Source organism: Mesorhizobium sp. XAP4 (assembly GCF_029269325.1).
Lineage (GTDB): Bacteria > Pseudomonadota > Alphaproteobacteria > Rhizobiales > Rhizobiaceae > Mesorhizobium > Mesorhizobium ciceri.
The window spans coordinates 353622-367673 of record NZ_JARIXW010000006.1 but is presented as its reverse complement, the minus strand read 5'-3'; the positions used below and the strand labels follow the sequence as shown (position 1 = coordinate 367673).

The following is a 14052-nucleotide window of genomic DNA, read 5'->3' as shown; positions in this document are numbered from 1 at the left end:
CAGCCAGTGCGCCGTCAAAGGGAGGGGGCTTCGATGAAAATCGGCATGTGCATGTTCTTGTGGACGACGGCGGTGTCGAAGAAACACGAGCCGCTGCTGCGCGACATCAAGGCGACCGGTTTCGATGGCGTCGAGATACCGATCTTCGCCGGCACGCCGGACGATTATAGAAAGCTCGGCGATCTGCTCGACCGCATCGGGCTGGAGCGGACTGCGGTTTCGGCCATGGGCGATCCGGCGATGAATTTGATCTCGGCCGACGCGGCAACGCGCAAGGCCGGTGTCGACTACATGAAACGGGCGATCGACTGCGCGCAGGCGCTTGGGGCCAACACGCTGAGCGGCCCTCTGCATTCGACGCTCGGGTCCTTTTCCGGCTCTGGGCCGACGGCCGCGGAGAAGAAGCGCTCCGTCGGCTCGCAGCGCGCCATCGGCGACCATGCCGGCAAGAGGAATGTCACCATCGGGCTCGAGGCGCTGAACCGCTTCGAATGCTATCTCGTCAACACGATGGCGGACCTGTCGGAGCATATCGACGCCATCGACCGGCCGCACATCAAGGCGATGTACGACACCTTCCACGCCAATATCGAGGAGGCCGACCCGATCGGCGCCTACACGAAACACCGCAGGAATGTCGTGCATATCCATATTTCGGAGAATGATCGCGGCGTGCCGGGGCGCGGCAACATTCCGTGGACCGAAACGTTTTCCGCCATCCGCAAGAGCGGCTATGACGATTGGCTGACGATCGAGGCGTTCGGCCGCTCACTCAAGGATTTGGCGGCGGCGACCAAGGTGTGGCGGGATTTCTCAGAGACGCCGGAAGCGGTCTATCGGGAGGGGTATAGGCATATCAAGAGCGGGTGGAAGAAGGCGGCTTAGCGCCCTGGCCCATTTTCTATTTGCGTTCGCGGCGGTTGCCAGGTGGTTCCCCCACTCCGTCTCGGCTTCGCCGAGCCACTTTTCCCCCTCCGGAGGGAGAGGAAGGAAGCCTCGGCCTGGGGGACACTCGGCCTAAGAGGACAGGCGTCGGCTCGGACAGCCTGGCGCTACCCCGTCGATCGGGGGAGAGGTGTCGAGCGAAGCTCGACGGAGTGGGGGTCGATCCTTTGGCGCCGGTCGAGACGACTTGCGCGTCTGCATCACAAGCCTACCCCTGCTCAGCCTGGATCCTGTTGTAGTCGTGGATGGTCCGGCTCAGCCGGCGGCGCAGGAAGTTGGAGATGTTGTCGAAGATGAAGACGACGGCCAGGATCAGCAGCACCATGTAGAAGACGTTGGCCCAGTTGGAGTTGGTGCGCATCGCTTCCCACAGCTTCAGGCCGATGCCGCCGGCGCCGACAGCGCCGATGATGGTGGCGCCGCGGGTGTTGGATTCCCACTGGTAGAGCGTCTGGCTGATGAACACCGGCACCACTTCCGGCAGCACGCCGTAGCGCTGCACCAGGAGGCCGTTGGCTCCGGTCGAGGTAATCCCCTCGCGCGGCTTGTCGTCGATGTTCTCCAGCGCCTCGGAATAGGTTTTGCCGAGCGTGCCGACCTCTGTGAAGAAGATCGCCGCACTGCCAGCCAGCGGTCCCGGCCCGAAGGCGCGGGTGAAGAACAGCGCCCAGATCAGCATGTCGATGGAGCGCATGAAATCGAAGAAGCGCTTGAGCACCTGGTTGACCAGCCGGCTGGGCGTGATGTTGCGGGCGGCGAAGAAGGCCAGCGGGAAGGCGACGATGCCGCCCAGCATGGTGCCGAGAAAGGCCATGACGATGGTCTGCAGGAGCTTGGTCCAGACATCGCCATGCTGCCACTGGGCGTTGTTCCAGATGTTGTCGCCGGCCAGCGCCAGATTTGACGTGCCCGGTTTCAGTTCCGGCCCGGAGACGATCAGCGAAGCGACTTCGCTTGCCGACTTGCCGAAGAAAGGCGAACGCGTGTCGAAGATGAAGTTTGCCCAGCCTAGAAACCGCTTGCGTATCCTGACGCGGTCAACGGCGACGCGGGCCTCGCCGGCAAAGCCCATGTCGGCGACCACCTCATCCTCATGCGCGGTGATCCAGCCGGGAGCCGGTCCCGAAATCAGCGGCTTGCCGGTGCCGAGCGCGACCGCGACAGTCTCACCGTTGGCAATTATCGTCGCTTGCGTCTTGGTGAAGGTGATCGACTTGGCGGTGCCGTCGATCAGGATCGTCACCGAACCATCGGCATTGGTCTTGACCCAGTCCGGATCCGGGTTCGGGCCGAGCACCGAGAAGCGTGGATATTTGGCAGTGATCTGCGGTTCATCGAGGCGGAAGATCGGCTGCACGTCGTAGCTGATCCACTGGGTCAGGAACAGCGGCAGGCGCTCCCAGTGCGATTCTCGCATGACCTGCGGCAGGTTGAAGAACCACAAGGCGTACAGCAGGTAGAGAAAGATGCCGCCAAGCAGCATCAGCGGCCCGAAGCGCTTGTGGAACGGCCGCTGGAACACCTGCGGGAAGCGCTCTTCGATCGACTGGATCTGATCGGCGGTCATGGTGGCCATGGTCAAGCGCTCATCACGAAAGCCTGCTCGCCGACCAGCTTGCGGCGCAGCCAGGCGGAGAACTGGTCGACGATGAAGATCGTCGTGAACAGGAGCAGCACGAGGGCTATCGTCTTGGCGCCGAAGCCGCGCGAGATCGACAGCTTCAACTCCTCGCCGATACCGCCGCCGCCGACCGCGCCCATGATGGTGGAAATGCGGACATTTATCTCAACACGCAGCAGCGTGTAGGACATGAAGTTGGGCAGCACCTGCGGCAGGCCGGCGAAGCGAACCCGCTCGAACCAGTTGGCGCCGACGGCCCTCAGGCCTTCCTCGGCGCGCATGTCGATGTTCTCGTTGATCTCGTAGAACAGCTTGCCCAGCGCGCCGATCGAATGCAGGCCGATGGCGATGATGGCAGCGATCGGGCCGATCGAGACGATGGCGGCGAACAGGCCGGCGATGACGATCTCGGGAAAGGCGCGCAGCAGTTCCATGAGGCGCTTGACGATCAGCCGCAGCACCGGATGCGGCGTCAAATTGCGCGCCGCGATGAAGGAGAACGGCACGGCGAAGACGAAGCCGATGAAGGTCGAGACCAGCGCCACGTTGAGCGTTGTCAGCATCAGCTCGAAATATTCGGGGATGTAGAAGCTGCCCCAGACATAGGAGCGGCCAAGCGGAAAATTGAATTCCTGGGTGCCGGTGTCATGCGGAGAAGCGATGTCGAACATCGCCCGCCAGACATCGTTCCAATCCTTGGGGACGAGCCAGCTCAGGAAATCCAGCAAATGCGGCAACCGGTCGAAGAAATGCCCGGCATTGGCCTCGTCGGCGAACCACATGGTGCTGCCGAGCGCGGTGATGAGCAGGCCGACACCGATGGCGGTGTAGAGCCGGCGCAAGGACGTCTGGCGACGCCAGGCGTCGGCCATCTGGTGAGTGGCGCCGGAAGGGGCTGTCACGGAAAGGGTCATGATCGGACATGCAAGAAGGGCGGCGTTTTCTCGACGCCGCCCTTCCTGGTTTCGCCGTTAGCCGCCGATGGCTGCCTTACGGGCTTCGACGATGACGTTGTAGAAGTCCGCCTTAACCGGGACGTAGCCGGTAAAGTCGCCGCCCTCGACGCCTTCGAAGCAAGCCTTGTCCTTCTTCGGCAACTGCGTGAAGAAGTCGGCGAGCTTGGCGGTCATTTCGTCGCCGAGCGCGGTGCGCACGACCAGCGGGCCGTTCGGGATCAGACCCGAGCGCCAGACTTCGACGAAGTCGTTGGGGTCGACGGCGCCCTTGGCGACTTCCTTGTGGAAGGTGCCGGAGGTGTAGCCGTCCTTGAAGTCGCCGATGCCGGAAGAATCGTCCACCGCCACGTCGACCTTGCCGTCACGCACGGCCAGGACGTTGTTCTCGTGACCGCCGTTGAACTGGGTCGAGGCGAAGAAGGTTTCGTTCGAAGCGCCGGTATCCTTCGGGATCTGGGTCAGCGGGATCAGGTAGCCGGAGGTAGAATCCGGATCGGCGTAGCCGAGCTTCTTGCCCTTGGCCGACTTGATGTCGGTGATGCCGGAGGATTTCAGCGCCAGGCCGATCGAATAATAGCCTGTGGCGCCGTCGGTCTGCTGGGTGGTGAGGATCGGGGTGACCGCCTTCGGGTCCTTGAGAGCGACGCTGGCGTAGCCGGAAGCGCCGAGTTCGGCGAAGTCGAGCGTGCCGCCGAGCAGGCCCTGGATGACGCCGTCATAGTCGGCGGCGGGGAACAGCGAGACCTTTTCGAAGCCGAATTCGGCCTTCAGATGGTCGGCGAGGCACTGGTAGTTGCGCAGCCGGTCGGTTTCGTTTTCGCCGCCGAGAATGCCGACGCGAAATTCCTTCATGTCGGCGGCATGGGCCATGCTGGTCGCCATGGCGAGCACCGAAACGGCGCCAAAGACCATCTTCCTGAACATTGGATATTTCTCCTGTAGGTTCCGGCCCCGCGCCGGCAGCGTTATCGATTTTGACAGGTGCCCTTGACGTGGGCTGGCGATCCCAACCGCTCTCAATATCCCGGGAATGCGGGCTCGAGCGGTCCGGTGGATGCGGCGATCTTTCGGCTGAAGGCAACGCTGGTCGAGGTGATGGCCTCGGAGATTTCCTGGCCATTGCTGTCGGCGCCGTAGACGAGGCGCACCGCCTCGCGGTTGAGCTCTTCCGGCGGGCCGTCGAAGACGACCTTGCCGGCAGCCATGCCGATGATGCGGTTGCAGTAGGTGCGGGCGGTGTCCAGCGTGTGCAGATTGGTGACGACGGTGATGCCTTCGCGCAGATTGATGTCCTGCAGCGAATCCATCACCACCTTGGCGTTGAGCGGGTCCAGCGAGGCGATCGGCTCGTCGGCGAGGATCACTCTGGGCTGCTGCATCATGGCACGAGCGATGGCGACACGCTGCTGCTGGCCGCCCGACAAGGTGCCGGCGGGCTGCAGCGCGGTGCGGGCGATGTCGAGCCGCTCGAGTGCCGCGATCGCCTCGGCGCATTCGGCGCGCGAGAACATGCCGAACAGGTTGGTGATGGTCGAGCGGTGGTTCAGCTTGCCGAGCAGCACATTGGTCAGCACGTCGAGGCGCGGCACCAGGTTGAACTGCTGGAAGATCATGGCGCAGTCGCGCTGCCAGCGCCGCAGCGGCGAGCCGCTCAGCTTCGAGACCTCGGCGCCGTCAAAAAAAATCGACCCCTGGCTGGGATCGATGAGACGGTTGATCATGCGAAGGAGGGTTGATTTGCCGGCGCCCGAACGGCCGATAATGCCAACCATCTGACCCTGCGGGATCGCGATGTTGATGTCGCTGACGGCAGTGTTCTTGCCAAATCGTCGGGTGACACCGCGGATTTCGAGCGTGGCGGAATTTGCTGGCATGGGGGCAGGTTCCAGTCCGGGACCATTGATCGTCAGGCTCTCGCCTAACGCAGCCACATGAACCTGCCGTGTCGCGATGATGTCAGTTTTGTTACGCTCCACAGGCCTTAGCTTGTCAGCCTGGCTTACCTGTAAGTTGCGCAAGGACCCACAGCATATAGAGTGGAGCTATCGCCGCCGTGAACAAAACACAGCCTAATATCATCAACGTTATTGAAGAGCCAACGTGGGATTGCCTCCAACGCTTAGCTGCAAGCTTAATCACCAAAATTCCCAACGCGACCAACCCCAGTCCAATGAAAAGAGGTATTACGACAATAAGGTCACATATGCTCCATGGCTCTGGGTTGGGTGATTATTAGTTCGATGAAAGCACCATTCGCGTCAACCATGCTTCTCCAGAAATGCCTCTGCGGACAGCTCACGGAAGTCCTCAAGGCAAGCGCGCAGCCTTGCATGGTCCCAGTCCCACCAGGCCAGCGCCTGGTAGCGTTCGGCCGTGCGGCGATCGAAGCGCTCGCGGATCGGCTTTGCCGGCACGCCGGCGACGATCGTATAGGGCGCGACATCTTTCGAGACGACAGCGCCGGCGCCGACCGCGGCGCCATCGCCGATGGTGACGCCGGGCAGGATGGTCGAGCCGTGACCGAGCCAGGTGTCGTGGCCGATGGCGACCCGCTTGGCGCGGCGCTGGGCGAAGAATTCGCTCTCGTGCTCGGCATCGTCCCAGTAGTCCGAGGCGCGATAGGTGAAGTGATGCAGCGTCGGCCGCCAGGTCGGGTGGTTGGTGGCGTTGATGCGCACGCTGGCCGCGATGTTGGCGAACTTGCCGATCGTCGCGCACCAGACGGCGCAGTCCTGCATCATGTAGGAATAGTCGCCGAGTTCGCTTTCCGAGACCCGGCTGCGGTCGGCGATCTCGGTCCAACGGCCGAGCGTCGAGTTCTGCACCTCCGCCGTCGGATGGATCAACGGCGTCTCGGATAATTTCCTGGTCATGCGGCGATTTTTCCGGGCGCGAAAGCGGTGACGTCGATGATGCGGTCGGCAACCGCCTCGCGCACATCGTGGTCATGGAAGATGCCGAGCAGGGCGACACCTGCAGCCTTCTTGGCGGCGATGAGTTCGATCACGACATCGCGGTTCCTGGCATCGAGCGAGGCTGTCGGCTCGTCGAGCAACAGGATCGGATGCTCGGTGATGAAGCCGCGCGCGATGTTGACGCGCTGCTGCTCGCCGCCGGAGAAGGTCGCAGGCGGCAAGGCCCAGAGTTTCTCCGGCAGGTTGAGCTGCGCCAGCAAGGCGCGCGCCTTGCCGCGGGCAATCTCGCGATCCTCGCCGCGCTCAACCAGCGGTTCGGCGACGACGTCGAGCGCCGAGACGCGCGGCACGGTGCGCAGGAACTGGCTGACATAGCCGATCGTTTGCCGGCGTATGGCCAGCACGGTGCGCGGGCTGGCGGTGGCGAGGTCGATCAGCCCATCATCATGCGTGACGATGATCTGGCCTTCGTCGACGGCGTAGTTGCCGTAGAGCATCTTCAGGATCGAGCTCTTGCCGGCACCGGAAGGACCGCCGAGCACGGTGCATTCGCCAGCCCTCATCGAGAACGAGACACCGGCGACAACAGGCAGTTTGATGCCGTCGCGCAGGTGCATGGTGAAACTCTTGGCGACGTCGGAGACAACGAGGGGGGTTGCCATCAGAAGGGCCTCCAATTGTCGTTCGTTTGCGGGCCAACGCCTCCCTCTGCCTTGCCAGGCATCTCCCCCTCAAGGGGGGAGATCGGCAGCTTTCTCGTTGCGCTTGTTCTGCAACGTTGGAGAGTGGCGAAACCGAGGACGATAGCCAATCTCCCCCCTTGAGGGGGAGATGGCCGGCAGGCCAGAGGGGGGTGCCTTGGCGCCATCGTCAAACCTGCAGAATCGAGGAAACAAGCAATTGCGTGTAAGGCGCGCGCGGGTCGTCGAGCACGCGGTCGGTGAGACCGCTTTCGACGACGCGGCCGTCCTTCATCACCATCATGCGCTGCGACAAAAGCCGCGCCACGGCAAGGTCATGGGTGACGACGATGGCCGCCAGACCAAGATCGGTGACCAGACCGCGCAGCAGGTCGAGCAGGCGCGCCTGGACCGAGACGTCGAGGCCGCCGGTTGGCTCGTCCATGAACACCAGACGCGGGCCGGTGACGAGGTTGCGGGCAATCTGCAGGCGCTGGCGCATGCCGCCGGAAAAGGCGCGGGGCTCGTCGTCGATGCGGTCCTCGTCGATCTCGACGCGCGATAGCCAGTCGACGGCGGTGGCGCGGATCCTGCCGTAGTGGCGGTCGCCGACCGCCATCAGCCGCTCGCCGACATTGGCGCCGGCCGACACCGTCATGCGCAGGCCGTCGGCCGGGTTCTGGTGGACAAACCCCCAGTCGGTGCGCATCAGGAAGCGGCGCTCGGCCTCACTCATGCGGTAGAGCTCGCGGAACTGGGCGTCACGCATGCGGTAGCTGGCGCTGCCGGAGGAGGGCAGCAGCCGCGTCGACAGGCAGTTGAGCAATGTCGTCTTGCCGGAGCCGGACTCGCCGACCACAGCCAGGACTTCGCCCGGCCACAGGTCGAAGGAGACGTTGTCGCAGCCGACGCGCGAGCCGTAGAATTTAGAAAGTGCTGCGACACGCAGCAGCGGTTCGTCGGTCATTGCGCCGGCTCCCTTGTTCCCGAGGCAAGATGGCTTTCTGGAGCAAGGTGGCCGCGATGGCCGTCCGCCCGCCGCTTCTCGCAATGGTCCGTGTCGGAGCAGACGAACATGTGACCGCCATGGTCGTCGAGGATGACTTCGTCGAGATAGACGTTCTCGGCCGCGCACAGCGCGCAGGGCTGGTCGAAGGTCTGGACCTCGAACGGATGATCCTCGAAGTCGAGGCTGACCACTTCGGTGAAAGGCGGCACCGCGTAGATTCGCTTTTCGCGGCCGGCGCCAAACAGCTGCAGGGCCGGCGAGCGGTGCATCTTGGGATTGTCGAATTTCGGCGTCGGCGAGGGGTCCATCACATAGCGGCCCTCGACCTTGACCGGATAGGCATAGGTGGTGGCGATGCGGCCGTGCTTGGCGATGTCCTCGTAGAGCTTGACGTGCATGAGGCCATATTCCTCCAGCGCGTGCATTTTGCGCGTTTCGGTCTCGCGCGGTTCGAGGAAGCGCAGCGGCTCGGGGATCGGCACCTGGTAGACCAGCACCTGGCCCGCCGTCAGCGGATGCTCGGGAATGCGGTGACGGGTCTGGATGATGGTGGCGCTGGCAGTGTCGGTCGTCACCGCGACATTGGCGACCTTCTTGAAGAAGGCGCGGATCGACACCGCATTGGTGGTGTCGTCGGCGCCCTGGTCGATGACCTTCAGCACATCGTCCGGGCCGATGATGGAAGCGGTGACCTGGACGCCGCCGGTGCCCCAGCCGTAGGGCATCGGCATTTCGCGCGAAGCGAACGGCACCTGGTAGCCGGGAATGGCGATGCCCTTGAGGATCGCCCGGCGGATCATCCTTTTGGTCTGCTCGTCGAGATAGGCGAAGTTGTAGGTGGCGATGTCGGTCATGGCGATCACATCCACATTGTGTTATCGAATTGGCGTCCAGGACGCGGATACAGGGGCGAATTCAGATGAACTCGACCGGATGGATGCATCTCGGAATTCTGTTGGTGGTGTTCGCCGGCGTCGTTCTCTTCTTCCTTCGGCGCATGATTCTGCCCGGCCCCAAAGAAGGCTCTCAAGGTGAGTCCCTGGGCGTCGGGAATGGTGATTACTCCGGGTATGACGGCTATGGCGGTCATTCCCACGATGGTGGCGGCCATGGTGGCGTCGGGCACTAAATTCATTCCGCAGCCTCCGATCCCCTGGCATAGCGCGCCAGCCGCTCATTGAGCGTGCCGGTGTGCAGTTCGAACATGTGGTTGTCTTCGTCGTAGAAATAGATCGAGCGGCCTTCACCCTCGACGCGCGGGCGCGGCGGGCGCATGTCGAGGCCGAGCCTGCCGATGCGCTCGGCATAGCGGTCGAAATCGGCGTCATCGATCTTGAAGGCGATGTGGTTGTAGCTGCGCTCTGGCAAGGGTTCGCCCTCCATGATGGCGACCCAGATGTCACCGATCAGGAAGAATTTTTCGGGCGACAGCGAGAACTGCCTGGCGTCGCTGGCATAGACTTCGCGTGCGTCGAATACGCCCTCGAGGATTTCGGTCATCCGCTCGAGATCGCGGACGATGAAGGTCATGTGGGAAAGGCCCTCGATCATTCCGCAGCCTCCCGCTTCTCTTCGACCTTCACGGGGTTTTCGCGCGCGTCATATTCGGTGCGCATGCGGCGTACGAGATCGAGTTCTGCCTGGAAGTCGACATAGTGCGGCAGCTTCAGATGTTCGACGAAGCCGGTCGCCTGGACATTGTCGGAATGCGAGATGACGAACTCCTCGTCCTGGGCCGCGGCGACGACATCCTCGCCGAGCTCTTTCGCGCGCAGCGCCCGGTCGCAGAGTGCCATGGCCATCGCCTTGCGCTCGCTCTGGCCGAAGACGAGGCCGTAGCCGCGGGTGAATTGCGGCGGCGCCTTGGCCGAGCCTTTGAACTGGTTGACCATCTGGCATTCGGTGACGCGGACAGTGCCGAGCGGCACCGAGAAGGGCAGTTCGGGCACGTCGAGCTCCAGCTCGACTTCGCCGATGCGGATCTCGCCGACGAAGGGGTGATTGCGGGCATAGCCGCGCTGGGTGGAATAGCCGAGCGCCAGCAGGAACCCTTCATCGCCGCGTGACAGCGCCTGCAGGCGGATGTCGCGCGCCATCGGGAATTCGAGCGGCTCGCGGGTGATGTCGCCGGGGACATGGTCCTGCGGCATGTCGCCATCCGGTTCGATCAAGCCTTCGCGGGCGAGGATCGCCGAGACGCGCGGCATGGCTTGCGCTTCCGTGTCGCGCAGCAAGGGCTCGGCGACATCGGCGCCTGCGGCAAGCTCGGGATCGAGCAGCCGGTGGGTGTAGTCGAAGGTCGGTCCGAGCAACTGGCCGCCGGGCAGATCCTTGTAGGTCGCCGAGACGCGCCGCTCGACCAGCATGTTGGCGGTGTCGATGGGCCTGGAGTAGCCGAAGCGCGGCAGCGTGGTGCGGTAGGCGCGCACCAGGAAGATCGCCTCGATCATGTCGCCGCGCGCCTGGACGATGGCGAGCGCGGCCAGTTCACGATCATAGAGCGAGCCTTCGCTCATCACCCGGTCGACGCCGAGCGCCAGCTGCTCGACGATCTGGTCGAGACGAAGGGCGGGCACCGAACGGTCGCCACGCCGGCGGTCGGCCAGCAGGCTGTGGGCGTTGGCGATTGCCGCTTCGCCACCTTTTACCGCGACATACATCTTACGCCTCCATCGTCTTGATGCGCGTCGTGCGCGGTAGGCAGGCGATGCCGCCTGATGTGGCGAGGATGATGTCGACGCCGCGCGGAAAGCGCTTGATATTCTGCTTCCACTGCTCGACGAAATGGCGTGGCATCTGCGCCGGCGCGATCGTGGCGCTGGTTTCGATGCCAGGACCTTCGAGCAATAGCGGCGTGCCGGAGACCAGATCGCTGACCTGCAGGATCAGCGTGGTCGAGCGGTCGGGATAATCCTGCGTGCCCTGCGAAAAGCCATCGAGCGCCATCATCTCGGCAGGTGCTGCGATCAAGGCGAAATGCGCATCGGCCGGTGTGTTGGCCAATGGCGCGCCGGTATGGAACCCAAGCCACGATCTGATCGCGGTGGAGGCCTGCAAAGCCGGGTCGAGCCAGAGCGGCGTGTCATTGTCGCACAGCGCCAGTGCGATGGCGCCGGCGGTAGCCGAGAGCGGCACCGGCGGGCGGGCGAAGGCCGGCAGCGGTTGCACGCTGCCCGGCCGAGCCATTGCGTCCATCACGGCGCGGAACACGGTCTGGGCGTTGAAGACCGGATCGGCGAACCCGCCCTCGATCGATTGCACAGCTGCGTCCATCAGTCTTCTCCGCGAACCATTGTGAAGAAATCGACCTTCGTTGCCGCCGTCTCGGCGCGGCGTTTTTCGTGCGCCATGGTCAGAGCCGACCGCAGAGGCGCTATCAGTCCGGTCTCGACCTCATTGCGGCGGGCAGGGTCCTGCCATAGGGCGTCGGCGATAGCCGCCAGCTTCGCCTTCTGCTTGTCGCGGCCAAGCGCATAGCAATGGCCGACCTGTCCGGACGGCAGCCGGACCGTGGCGCGGGTGACGGTCGCCTCGCCGACATTGAAGGGCGCGCCGCCGCCGCCGATGCGGCCGCGCAGGGTGACAAGGCCGGTTTCGGGGCCGCGCAACAGCTCGGCGTCCGAAGGCAGTCCGGCCTCATTCCAGAGCCGCACGATGTCATCGCCGCTGGATTGCGCAAGGGTTGCCATGGCGGCCTTGCGCTCGGCCTGGTCGCGGGCTTCCTGTCCTCGCATGAGCTGTAGTCCTCGTGGCTAAATTTGTCTATTGATATAGACAACTATACAAATTATACCTATTATCTAACGGGTGTCCATGACGGGTGGATGACAGCGATAGAAGACTGGGCGCTGGAAGGTTGGGGCAATGATGGTCGGGCGGCTAGCAGCGGACAGCATCGAGCGGCGCAGTGGCGTTTCGCTGTGGCGGCAGATTGCCGACAAGATGCTGCATGCGATCGCCATCGGCGATTTCACGGAGAATGCAGCGCTGCCGCCGGAGGTGGCGCTGGCAGAGCGCTATGGCGTCAACCGCCACACGGTGCGCAGCGCCATATCAGCCCTCGTAAGGGAAGGCGTGCTGCGGGCCGAGCAGGGGCGCGGCACCTTCGTGCTGTCGCGCAAGCGGCTGTCCTATCCGATCGGGGCGCGCACACGGTTTTCGACAGGGCTGCAAGCGCAGACGACGGAACGGCACATCGCCTTGCTCGCCTCGTCGGTCGAGCCGGCCAGCCAGCGCGTCGCCGAGGGACTGGGTCTTGCCAAGGGAGCCGATGTGATCCGCCTGGAAACGCGCGGCGAAGCCGATGGACGGCCGGTGTCGCGCGCTGCTGGCTGGTTCGAAGCCCGGCGCTTTGCCGGCATCGATGCCGCGATGGCGCAAACAGGGTCGATCACCGCCTCGCTGGCGCGCTTCGGCATCGACGACTATCTCAGGCAATCGACCGTGCTGTCGGCGCGCCATGCCGATGCGGCGGACCTTGCCGACCTCGACCTGCAGCCCGGCGCCATCGTACTGGTCACGGTCGCCGTCAACATCACGCCGGACGGCCAGCCGATCCAGTTTTCGGAGTCGCGCTTCCCGGCCGAGCGGGTGGAGCTGAAACTGTCGGCGCTGTAGGAGTGCCGGGCTTCTACGACACCGTGATTATCTGACTCACGCTGAACTCGGTCGCGCTCATTTGTCAGCGGCTTGGCGTTTGAGGACCGGCTTCCCCCACTCCGTCTCGGCTTCGCCGAGCCACCTGTCCCCCCTCCGGAGGGAGAGGAAGGACGCCAAGGTCGGCGAACTCGCACCCTTCCTCTACCCCGTCGATCGGGGGAGAGGTGGCTCGGCGAAGCCGAGACGGAGTGGGGGTCGACCTGGCTCGGGCGTCGTCAATTCGGGCCGGGTTCGCCGCCTGCCATGTTATAACCCCACCTCGATCACAGCCTTGATCAGGCCGGATTTCTCATGCGCCCAACGAGCCAGATCGCGCGGCGTGGCGGCGAGTGTGGTGCGGTGTGTGACGAGCTTGGCCAGTGGTACGGCCCCGTTGCGGATCGAGGCGGCGACATGATCGAAGTCGGCGCGCAGCGCGTTGCGGCTGCCGATCAGCGTCATCTCTCGCTTGTGGAATTCCGGGTCGGAAAAGCTGATATCGTCCTTGACGACGGAGACCAGCACCAGCGTTCCGCCATGCGCGACATGGGCGAAGGCCGACTGCACCGACTGGGTGTTGCCGGTGGCGTCGAAGACGACATCGAAGCCTTCGCCTGATGTCGCTTCCCTGACCAGATCGGGCACCGCGCCGCGCGAGCCGTCTAGCGTCTGGAAACCAAGCTCGTTTGCAGCGAAGGCGAGCCTTTCACTGCTCATGTCGAGCAGCGTCACGTCGAGCCCGGCGATGCGGGCGAAGATGGCGGTGCCGAGCCCGATCGGGCCGGCGCCGATGACCAGCGTGCGGGCGCCGGGGTCGGCGCGGGCGCGCCACACGGCATGCGCGCCGATGGCCAGGAACTCGACGGCGGCGGCGTCGGCCAGCGACAGGCCGTTGGCCGGATAGAGATTTTGCGCCGGCACCAGGATGCGTTCGCACATGGCGCCGTCGCGATGCACGCCAAGCACCTCGATCCTGACACAGCAATTGGGCTTGCCGTGCCGGCAGGCGATGCACTTGCCGCAGGAAAGATAGGGGTTGACGACGACGGGCTCACCAATGGCCAGTTCGACGCCTTCGCCGGTCTCCATCACGGTACCCGAGACCTCATGACCCATGATGCGGGGATAGGCGAGGAACGGGTGCTTGCCCTCGAAAATGTGGTAGTCGGTGCCGCAGATGCCGACATGGCTGACCGCCACCAGCGCCCAGCCGGGAGGCGGTGCCTCGGGTGCGGGCCGGTCTTCAAGGACAAGATCGCCGGGCGAACGGCAGAGGACGGCTTTCATG

Annotated in this window: 16 protein-coding genes; 2 read left to right on the top strand and 14 right to left on the bottom strand. The window is 64.1% G+C overall.

Annotation, left to right across the window (positions count from 1 at the left end; all coding sequences use genetic code 11):
- Nucleotides 1–33: 33 nt before the first annotated feature.
- The gene (locus tag P3C39_RS25675) at nt 34–885 is read left to right on the top strand and encodes a sugar phosphate isomerase/epimerase (protein WP_275954538.1); all 852 of its coding nucleotides are present in this window, start codon (nt 34–36) and stop codon (nt 883–885) included.
- 268 nt (nt 886–1153) lie between these two features.
- Here P3C39_RS25675 and phnE (P3C39_RS25670) read toward each other — a convergent pair whose 3' ends face one another.
- The 13 genes from phnE (P3C39_RS25670) to phnG all read right to left on the bottom strand — a co-directional run bounded on the left by phnE (P3C39_RS25670) (nt 1154) and on the right by phnG (nt 11860).
- A complete protein-coding gene (phnE, locus tag P3C39_RS25670) occupies nt 1154–2521 on the bottom strand; it encodes a phosphonate ABC transporter, permease protein PhnE (protein ID WP_275954537.1) in 1368 nt (455 codons plus the stop codon).
- A 2-nt stretch (nt 2522–2523) separates the two neighbouring features.
- Nucleotides 2524–3480, bottom strand: a complete 957-nt coding sequence (gene phnE, locus P3C39_RS25665; RefSeq protein ID WP_024504428.1) for a phosphonate ABC transporter, permease protein PhnE — start codon at nt 3478–3480, stop codon at nt 2524–2526.
- Between the two features lie 57 nt (nt 3481–3537).
- Entirely contained in the window at nt 3538–4446 is a 909-nt protein-coding gene (gene phnD, locus P3C39_RS25660) for a phosphonate ABC transporter substrate-binding protein (protein ID WP_063169040.1), read from the bottom strand.
- Nucleotides 4447–4538: 92 nt separating this feature from the next.
- Entirely contained in the window at nt 4539–5396 is an 858-nt protein-coding gene (gene phnC, locus P3C39_RS25655; RefSeq protein ID WP_275954536.1) for a phosphonate ABC transporter ATP-binding protein, read from the bottom strand.
- A 384-nt stretch (nt 5397–5780) separates the two neighbouring features.
- Complete coding sequence (locus P3C39_RS25650) at nt 5781–6395, bottom strand: DapH/DapD/GlmU-related protein (protein WP_275954535.1); 615 nt, start codon at nt 6393–6395, stop codon at nt 5781–5783.
- Nucleotides 6392–7099, bottom strand: a complete 708-nt coding sequence (phnL, locus tag P3C39_RS25645) for a phosphonate C-P lyase system protein PhnL (RefSeq protein WP_224620211.1) — start codon at nt 7097–7099, stop codon at nt 6392–6394. The genes P3C39_RS25650 and phnL overlap by 4 nt, the downstream gene beginning before the upstream one ends.
- Before the next feature lie 208 nt (nt 7100–7307).
- Nucleotides 7308–8084 carry a phosphonate C-P lyase system protein PhnK gene (gene phnK, locus P3C39_RS25640; protein ID WP_224620212.1) on the bottom strand — a complete coding sequence of 259 codons (777 nt, stop codon included), beginning with the start codon at nt 8082–8084 and terminating at the stop codon, nt 7308–7310.
- A complete protein-coding gene (locus tag P3C39_RS25635; RefSeq protein ID WP_224620213.1) occupies nt 8081–8980 on the bottom strand; it encodes an alpha-D-ribose 1-methylphosphonate 5-phosphate C-P-lyase PhnJ in 900 nt (299 codons plus the stop codon). The genes phnK and P3C39_RS25635 overlap by 4 nt, the downstream gene beginning before the upstream one ends.
- A gap of 5 nt (nt 8981–8985) precedes the next feature.
- Complete coding sequence (locus tag P3C39_RS25630) at nt 8986–9261, bottom strand: hypothetical protein (protein WP_063173110.1); 276 nt, start codon at nt 9259–9261, stop codon at nt 8986–8988.
- Nucleotides 9258–9677, bottom strand: a complete 420-nt coding sequence (fosX, locus tag P3C39_RS25625; RefSeq protein ID WP_013529521.1) for a FosX/FosE/FosI family fosfomycin resistance hydrolase — start codon at nt 9675–9677, stop codon at nt 9258–9260. The genes P3C39_RS25630 and fosX overlap by 4 nt, the downstream gene beginning before the upstream one ends.
- Complete coding sequence (locus P3C39_RS25620) at nt 9674–10786, bottom strand: carbon-phosphorus lyase complex subunit PhnI (protein WP_224620215.1); 1113 nt, start codon at nt 10784–10786, stop codon at nt 9674–9676. The genes fosX and P3C39_RS25620 overlap by 4 nt, the downstream gene beginning before the upstream one ends.
- 1 nt (nt 10787) lies before the next feature.
- Entirely contained in the window at nt 10788–11399 is a 612-nt protein-coding gene (gene phnH, locus P3C39_RS25615) for a phosphonate C-P lyase system protein PhnH (protein WP_063173108.1), read from the bottom strand.
- Nucleotides 11399–11860 (bottom strand): phosphonate C-P lyase system protein PhnG, encoded by a 462-nt coding sequence (phnG, locus tag P3C39_RS25610; protein ID WP_063173107.1) that lies wholly within the window; start codon nt 11858–11860, stop codon nt 11399–11401. The genes phnH and phnG overlap by 1 nt, the downstream gene beginning before the upstream one ends.
- A 133-nt stretch (nt 11861–11993) precedes the next feature.
- Between phnG and phnF the strand changes: the two genes are divergently transcribed.
- Nucleotides 11994–12743, top strand: coding sequence for a phosphonate metabolism transcriptional regulator PhnF (phnF, locus tag P3C39_RS25605; protein ID WP_275954590.1), 750 nt, complete (start codon nt 11994–11996; stop codon nt 12741–12743).
- Between the two features lie 288 nt (nt 12744–13031).
- Here the strand turns inward: phnF and P3C39_RS25600 are convergent, their stop codons facing one another.
- Nucleotides 13032–14051 (bottom strand): zinc-binding alcohol dehydrogenase family protein, encoded by a 1020-nt coding sequence (locus P3C39_RS25600; protein ID WP_063173105.1) that lies wholly within the window; start codon nt 14049–14051, stop codon nt 13032–13034.
- Nucleotide 14052 lies beyond the last annotated feature (1 nt).